Source organism: Microbacterium sp. (assembly GCF_039812165.1).
Taxonomy (GTDB): domain Bacteria; phylum Actinomycetota; class Actinomycetes; order Actinomycetales; family Microbacteriaceae; genus Microbacterium.
This window is the reverse complement of record NZ_JBDIAB010000143.1, coordinates 1-7,797: the sequence shown is the minus strand read 5'-3', so window position 1 is coordinate 7,797 and position 7,797 is coordinate 1. Positions and strand designations below refer to the sequence as shown.

Annotated in this window: 6 protein-coding genes and 1 pseudogene; 5 read left to right on the top strand and 2 right to left on the bottom strand. The window is 69.0% G+C overall.

Going from position 1 to position 7,797, the window contains the following annotated elements:
• Nucleotides 1–297 precede the first annotated feature (297 nt).
• On the bottom strand, nt 298–1,224 hold the full coding sequence (locus tag WML84_RS10975; protein ID WP_347346184.1) for a hypothetical protein: 927 nt from the start codon (nt 1,222–1,224) through the stop codon (nt 298–300).
• A 184-nt stretch (nt 1,225–1,408) separates the two neighbouring features.
• Nucleotides 1,409–2,197 carry a CPBP family intramembrane glutamic endopeptidase gene (locus tag WML84_RS10970; protein WP_347346183.1) on the bottom strand — a complete coding sequence of 263 codons (789 nt, stop codon included), beginning with the start codon at nt 2,195–2,197 and terminating at the stop codon, nt 1,409–1,411.
• 160 nt (nt 2,198–2,357) lie between these two features.
• Between WML84_RS10970 and WML84_RS10965 the strand changes: the two genes are divergently transcribed.
• The 5 genes and pseudogenes from WML84_RS10965 to WML84_RS10945 form a co-directional block, all read left to right on the top strand.
• Nucleotides 2,358–3,983 carry an ABC transporter substrate-binding protein gene (locus WML84_RS10965; RefSeq protein ID WP_347346182.1) on the top strand — a complete coding sequence of 542 codons (1,626 nt, stop codon included), beginning with the start codon at nt 2,358–2,360 and terminating at the stop codon, nt 3,981–3,983.
• Between the two features lie 92 nt (nt 3,984–4,075).
• Nucleotides 4,076–5,002, top strand: a complete 927-nt coding sequence (locus WML84_RS10960) for an ABC transporter permease (RefSeq protein ID WP_347346181.1) — start codon at nt 4,076–4,078, stop codon at nt 5,000–5,002.
• The gene (locus WML84_RS10955) at nt 4,995–5,939 is read left to right on the top strand and encodes an ABC transporter permease (RefSeq protein ID WP_347346180.1); all 945 of its coding nucleotides are present in this window, start codon (nt 4,995–4,997) and stop codon (nt 5,937–5,939) included. The genes WML84_RS10960 and WML84_RS10955 overlap by 8 nt, the downstream gene beginning before the upstream one ends.
• Nucleotides 5,936–7,594, top strand: coding sequence for an ABC transporter ATP-binding protein (locus WML84_RS10950; protein ID WP_347346179.1), 1,659 nt, complete (start codon nt 5,936–5,938; stop codon nt 7,592–7,594). The genes WML84_RS10955 and WML84_RS10950 overlap by 4 nt, the downstream gene beginning before the upstream one ends.
• Nucleotides 7,587–7,797 (top strand): annotated as a pseudogene (locus WML84_RS10945) (hypothetical protein); the annotation flags it as partial. The gene WML84_RS10950 and the pseudogene WML84_RS10945, both read left to right, overlap by 8 nt.

Below are 7,797 nucleotides of genomic sequence, written 5' to 3'. Positions count from 1 at the left end.
GTGCGCTCGCTCGTGCGCGGAAAGTACTGGCCGCCGGTGCGCCGCGTCGACAACGCCCACGGCGACCGCAACCTCGTGTGCGCGTGCCCGCCCCCGGAGGCCTTCGCCTAGCCCCGCCGGCTCCCGCCCTCCCCCCGCCGGCCCGCCCCCGCGGCCCCGCTGCCGATCCGCGAGAGTGCAGTGGTGCACCGAGAGTGCGTGCTCAGCATGCTCTCTCGGCGCGCAGTTGCATTCCCGCGGGAACGAAGGGGGATCAGGACGCGGAGGCCGGAGCTCGGGTCCAGGTGCGACGCTGGGTCAGCGTCGTACGCAGGCCATGCAGCTGGCGGGTGTCCTGTGGATAGCGGGGATGCACTCCCGCGGCCACGAGCGCGGCCTGGAGCCCGGCGGCGTCGACGACGTCGCTCCACGCCCAGTGAGCGGTCGCGGTGACCCCGAGCGCACGCAGCCGGCCGTCGCGCCGACGTCGATCGCGGTGCGGGTCGCGTGCCACCAGAAGTCCACCCGGTCGGTGTGATCGGGGCCGCAGAATCGTCGCTGCAGTTCCGGCGGCGGTATCCCGAGCCATTCGACGGCGGCGAGGCTGACGCTCTCCAGCGGGCTCTCGGGAGTGGGGATCGCGCGTTCGAGCGGCCAACGCGCGTGACGACGCCAGCGACTGCTCGCCCGACCCTCGTTGACAGCGCGGAGCGATGCGGATGTCAGCTGGGGATTCGCCCGCAGCGCCGCGTTCGCGACCGCGAGCCCGACGGCATTGTGGCGGCCGCGGGCGAGGTCGACCACGGTGTCTGCGACGTCGGTGACCAGGATCCCGTCGATCTCCTCGATGCTGCGCGGCTCGGCGGTGAGGTGCACGCGAACTCCGGCGCTGGCCCGCGCGGTGGCATGGGCCGGCGCGATCACGTGCACCTCCTCAGGCTCGCCGAAGATCGGCAGCGACCTGAACGCGGCCGCGGCATCGAGGCAGAACACGGCGTCGGGATAGCGCATGGACGCCGCGTGGACGCGGGCCAGATAGCGCTCCCAGGGCTTCAAAGCCTCCCACGCGACGCGCGATGCGTACACACCGGAGGACACCCGTACGAACTCGCCTCGGGCGGCGGCACGTGCGGCGTGCGGATCCTGCGTGCGAGACACGAGCGCGATCGGGCTCGGCGCGATGCGCGGCGGCGTAGTCGTCGTTTTCACGAGGCCAGGATGGCGCGGATCGTCACAGCCGCTCATGCCGAGGGCACCGTCTGTGCACAACCCGCGACCCACCCCGCCCTGTGGAGGAGTCCCCGGCATCCCACCCCCATGACCGCGAGAGTGCAACTGTGCACCGAGAGAGCATGCTGAGCACGCATTCTCGGTGCACAGTTGCACTCTCGCGGATCGGGAGGGGGCGGGGGTGGACGGGCCGCGCGGGTCAGGATGCCGGGGGGAAGAGCCCGGGCCACCACGCGACGGCGAGGGGGTAGCCGACGAACGCGATCACGTCGATCACGACATGCGCGACCACGAGCGGCATGACCCGGCCCCAGCGGCGGTAGCACCAGCCGAACACGACGCCCATCGCGACGTTCCCGACGATCGGACCGATGCCCTGGTAGGCGTGGTACGCGCCGCGCAGGGCCGCGGTGGCGAGGATGATCGTCCACGGCCCCCAGCCGAGCCGCCGCAGGCGGTCGAACAGGTAGCCGAGGAAGATCACCTCCTCGGTGAGGCCCGCCCGGAGCGCCGCGAGGACGAGGAGCGGCACGGTCCACCACGAGGCGTCGAGCGGCGCGGCCCCCACCTGCACGGTGATGCCGAGCACGCGGCCGAGCGCGTAGAGGCCGAGGCCCGGCACGCCGATCACGGCGACGAGCAGGATGCCGCGGCCGACGTCGCCGCCGAACCGCCGGAAGTCGAGCCCGATGCGACGGAAGGCGCTCTGCCCGGGCTCCCAGAGGAGGAACACCGCGAGCGCGACCGGGACCAGGCCGAACGCGTGCCCGAGCAGCTGGTACAGCACGTCCCAGAACTCCTGCGCGTTCGCGCCCGGGTTCAGCGACGTCTGCTGGTCGCCGAGCGCCTCCTCGCGCGTGAGAGCCTGCACGAGCGAGAGCACCGAGTACAGCGCCGACCGACCGACCGACAGGGCGAGGACGATGCCGATCTCCCACCGCAGCCGCGTGCGCGACGGGTCGCGCGGGAGGGGGATGACGTCGCGCACAACCGTCAGAATGCCATACGCGACCCCCGTTGAGTAAAGGCTCTGTAACAGTTTGAGTGTCGGCGCTGAGCGGACCGCGCATCGCACCTATGGTGTCTGGTAGTCCGGGTGCTAGGACATCGACGTGCCCGACGAGAAATCCCTTTCCACAGGAGGAAATGTGAAGCGCAACAAGATCGCCCTCGCCGGGCTCGCGCTGCTGACGGCGGGCACACTCGCCCTCGCAGGCTGCGCCGGCGGCGGCTCGGACGAGCCGTCGAAGGCTCCGGGCGGCGACACGTCGGCCATCATCACCACGAACGGCACCGAGCCGGAGAACCCGCTCGTCCCGACCAACACCAACGAGGTCGGCGGCGGAACGATCGTGGACAACCTCTTCGCGGGCCTCGGCTTCTACGACGCCGACGGCAAGTTCGTCAACGACATGGCCGACGAGATCACCATCGACGACCCGTCGAACCTGACGGTGAAGCTCAAGACGGGGCAGACCTTCACGGATGGCTCCGAGGTCACGGCCGAGAGCTTCACCAAGGCGTGGAACTACGGCGCGCAGCTGTCGAACGCGCAGCTGAACCAGTCGTGGTTCGCCGACATCGAGGGCTACAGCGACAGCGCCGACTCCGAGCTCACCGGTCTGAAGGTCGTCGACGACCACACCTTCACGATCGCGCTCACGTCGCCGGTCGCGGCCGACTTCATGACGCGTCTCGGCTACACCGCCTACAGCCCGCTGCCCGAGGTCGCCTTCGAGGACATGGCGGCGTTCGGCGAGAACCCGATCGGCAACGGCCCGTACAAGCTGGCCGGCGACGGCGCCTGGCAGCACGACGTGCAGATCGAGCTCGTCAAGAACGAGGACTACCAGGGCGGCCGCGAGGTCGTCAACGGCGGACTGACGATCGTGTTCTACGCCACGGCGGACGCGGCTTACGCGGACCTGCTGTCGAACAACGTGGACGTCATCGACGTCATCCCGCCGACCTCGATCGCGACCTTCCAGGACGAGCTCGGCGAGCGTGCCGTCAACCAGCCCGCCGCGATCTTCCAGTCGTTCACGATCCCGGCCCGCCTGCCGCACTTCTCCGGCGAGGAGGGCAAGCTGCGTCGCCAGGCGATCTCGCTCGCGATCAACCGCGAGGAGATCACCGAGACCATCTTCCACGGGACGAACACCCCCGCGGTCGACCTCAGCTCGCCGGCGGTCGACGGCTGGACGGACTCGCTGAAGAACGCCTCGGTGCTGGAGTACGACCCCGAGAAGGCGAAGGAGCTGTGGGCCGAGGCCGACAAGATCGCGCCGTGGTCGGGCACGTTCCAGATCGCGATCAACTCCGACGGCGGTCACCAGGAGTGGGCGGATGCCGTGGCCAACGGCCTCAAGAACACGCTCGGGATCGACGCGTCCAGCGCCCCGTACGTGGACTTCGCGGGCATCCGCACCGAGGTCAACGCGCGCACGATCCAGACGCCGTACCGGAGCGGTTGGCAGGCCGACTACCCGTCGCTGTACAACTTCCTGGCGCCGCTGTACGTGACCGGCGGCTCGGCGAACACGGGCGACTACTCGAACGCCGAGGTCGACAAGCTCGTGGCGTCCGGTGCTGCCGCCGAGGACACCGAGTCGGCGATCGCGGACTACCACGCCGCCGAGGAGATCATCCTCGACGAGCTGCCGGCGATCCCGCTGTGGTACTCGAACGCCCGCGGCGGCTTCTCCGAGTCGGTCTCGAACGTCGTGTTCGGCTGGAACTCGGTGCCGCTCTTCCACCAGATCACCAAGAACTGACGTTCGACACGTGATCGCCCCGCGAGGCGGTGGCCACGGCCACCGCCTCGCGGGCTATCATCAGGCATCGCCCCAGGCCGGAGGGAGCACGGATGCTCGCTTACATCCTCAGACGTTTCCTGCAGGTGATCCCCGTCTTCTTCGGATCCACCCTGCTCATCTTCTTCCTCGTGTTCGCCATGCCCGGCGACCCGATCCTCGCGCTGTTCGGCGACAAGACGCCGAGTCCGCAGCTGCTGGAGCAGATTCGAGACCAGTACCACCTGAACGAGCCGTTCCTGGTGCAGTACTTCTACTACATGCTCGGAATCTTCCAGGGCAACATGGGCGTGACCTTCTCGGGTCAGTCGGTCAACGACGTGCTCGCCCGCACGCTGCCGGTGACCGCCCGTCTCGCCGTGATGGCGATCGCGATCGAGTTCGTGCTGTCGATCATCGTCGGCACGGTCTCCGCCCTCCGCAAGGGCAAGCTCGTCGACCACGTCTCGCTGATCATCGCGCTGATCTTCCTCGCCATCCCGATCTTCGTGATGTGCTTCCTCGCGCAGTACTTCCTCGCGATCCAATGGGGATGGTTCAAGCCCACGGTCGGCGCCAACAACGACTGGGGGGACCTGTGGCTCCCCGCGATCGTGCTGGGGCTGAGCCTGTACGCCACGAGCATGCGACTGATGCGCGGCTCGGTCATCGAGACCCTCAACCAGGACTGGGTGCGCACGGCCTACAGCAAGGGCCTGCCGAAGAGCCGGGTCATCCCGGTGCACGTGCTCCGCAACTCGCTCATCCCGGTGATCACCAACTCGGCCACCAACTTCGGCGTGCTGCTGGTGGGCGCGACCGTCACCGAGGCGATCTTCAACATCCCCGGCGTCGGCAACACGCTGTTCCAGGCGACGCTGCGTCATGAGGGCCCCACGATCGTGTCGTTCGTCACGGTCTTCGTGATCATCTACGTGCTCGTCAACCTGGCCGTCGACCTCCTCTACGGCCTGCTCGACCCGAGGATCCGCTATGCCTGACCGGCCGCCGATGGAGCACTACGTCGCTCCGATCAAGGAAACCACCGTCGTCATCGACGCCGTCCGCGTGGACGACAAGCCGAGCAACCTGTGGTCGGACGCGTGGTCCGACCTGCGTCGCCGGCCCCTGTTCTGGCTCTCGCTCCTGCTCGTGTTCGTGCTCCTGGTCATGGCGTTCTTCCCGACGCTGTTCACCCAGACGCCCCCGAACAACGACTGCCAGCTCGCCAACTCCAACGGAGGGCCTGCGCCGGGGCATCCGCTCGGCTACACCTTCCAGGGCTGCGACGTCTGGGCGCGCATCGTGTGGGGCGCACGCACCTCGCTCGCCGTCGGCCTCCTGTCGACCATCATCGGCAGCAGCATCGGCCTCGTCATGGGCGCGTTCGCCGGCTTCTACGGCGGCTGGCTCGACTCGCTGCTCTCGCGCATCGGCGACATCTTCTTCTCGATCCCCTACATCCTCGCCGCGGTCGTCGTGATGAGCGTCTTCTCGCAGTACCGCAACGTCTTCACGCTGGCCCTGGCCATCGGCGGATTCGCGTGGGCGTCCACCGCACGCGTCGTGCGGGCCGAGGTGCTGCGGGTGAGGCAGGCGGACTACGTGATGGCATCCCGTGCCCTCGGTCAGTCCCGCTTCCAGACCCTCCTCAGCCACGTGGTCCCGAACGCCGTCGCGCCGCTGCTGGTGATCGCGACGCTCTCGCTGGCGGCGGCGATCGTCGCGGAGGCGACGCTCACGTTCCTCGGCGTCGGGCTCGGCTCGGACGTCATGTCGTGGGGCAACGACATCAGCCAGGCGCAGTCGTCGCTGCGCGTCGCTCCGATGGCGCTCATCTACCCGTCGATCGCCCTGACCCTCACGGTGCTGGCGTTCATCATCCTCGGCGAGCTCATCAGAGACGCCCTCGACCCGAGAGCGAGGGCGCGGCGATGAGCACCCCCCTGCTGAGCATCCGCGACCTCAGGGTCGCCTTCAGGACGCAGCGCGGCGAGCGCGAGGTCCTGCACGGCGTGGACCTCGACATCTACCCCGGTGAGACGGTCGCGATCGTCGGCGAGTCCGGCTCGGGCAAGTCCACGACGGCGACGTCGATCATCTCGCTCCTTCCGGGGACGGGGCACGTGACGGGAGGCTCGATCACTCTCGACGGGCGCGACATCACGCACCTGCCGTCGTCCGAGATCGAGCGCATCCGCGGACGCGAGATCGGCTACGTGCCGCAGGATCCGATGTCGAACCTCAACCCGGTGTGGAGCATCGGCTTCCAGGTGAAGGAGGCGATCCGCGCCAACGGCATCGCGAGGGGTCGCAAAGAGGTCGAGCAGCGCGCGATCGAGGTGCTGCAGCAGGCGGGGCTCGCGGATGCCGCGAAGCGCCTGCACCAGTACCCGCACCAGTTCTCCGGGGGCATGCGCCAGCGTGCGCTCATCGGCATCGGCCTGGCGGCGGACCCGAAGCTCCTGATCGCCGACGAGCCCACCTCGGCGCTCGACGTGACGGTCCAGCGCGTCATCCTCGACCACATGGCGCGGCTGACGCGCGAGCGCGGCACGTCGGTGCTGCTGATCACGCACGACCTGGGCCTCGCCGCCGAGCGTGCCGAGAAGCTCGTCGTGATGAAGGACGGCGAGGTCGTCGAGTCGGGGCCGAGCCGTGCGATCCTCGAGAACCCGATCCACCCGTACACGAAGAGGCTCGTCTCCGCGGCCCCGAGCATCGCGTCGCAGCGCATCCAGGCGGTCCACGAGCGCAAGGGCCTCGAGACCGTGGACGACCTGTTCGCCGAGCCGCCCGCCGTGCACGTGCAGGGCCTCACCAAGGACTACAAGATCCGGATGGGCGGGTTCAAGACCGAGCCGTTCCGCGCGGTCGACGACGTGTCGTTCGACATCCCCCGCGGCAAGACGCTCGCCGTCGTGGGCGAGTCGGGTTCGGGCAAGTCGACCGTCGCCAAGATGCTGCTCATGCTCGAGCAGCCCACCGCCGGCACGATCGAGATCGACGGCAAGGATCTCTCCACCCTGGACAAGCAGGAGATCTTCCTGCTGCGGCGGCGCCTGCAGCCGGTGTTCCAGGATCCCTACGGCACGCTCGACCCGCTCCGCAACATCGAGAACACGATCGCCGAGCCGCTGGAGATCCACAAGGTCGGCGACCGTGCGTCGCGGCGTCAGCGGGTGTACGAGCTGCTCGATCAGGTCTCGCTGCCGCGCGAGCTCGCCACGCGCTATCCGAACGAGCTGTCCGGCGGGCAGCGACAGCGCATCGCGGTCGCCCGTGCGCTGGCGCTGAAGCCCGACTTCATCATCCTCGACGAGGCGGTCTCGGCGCTCGACGTGCTGGTGCAGGACCAGGTGCTCAAGCTCCTCTCCGAGCTGCAGTCGGAGCTGGGGCTCACCTACCTGTTCATCACGCACGACCTCGCGGTGGTGCGGGTGATCGCCGACCTCGTGTGCGTCATGGAGAAGGGCCGCGTGGTCGAGCAGGGCACCGTCGACGAGATCTTCGCCAACCCGTCCGAGGAGTACACGAGGCGTCTGCTGGATGCCATCCCCGGCGCGTCGATCACGCTGGGCGGTGGTGTCTGAGCCGGTGCGAGCCGACACGACGCTGCGCGCGCCCTCGTCGCTGATCTCGTTCTGGTGCGCCGCGGCTCTCGCCGCGTTCCTCGTCGGCGACGCCGCGGTGCGCGGCCGGTGGGACGTCGTGGGCCGCTGGGCGCCGACGATCGCGCTGATCGTGTGGCTGCTGTGGCTCGCGCTGTACCGCTCGTCGGTGACGCTCGCGGCCG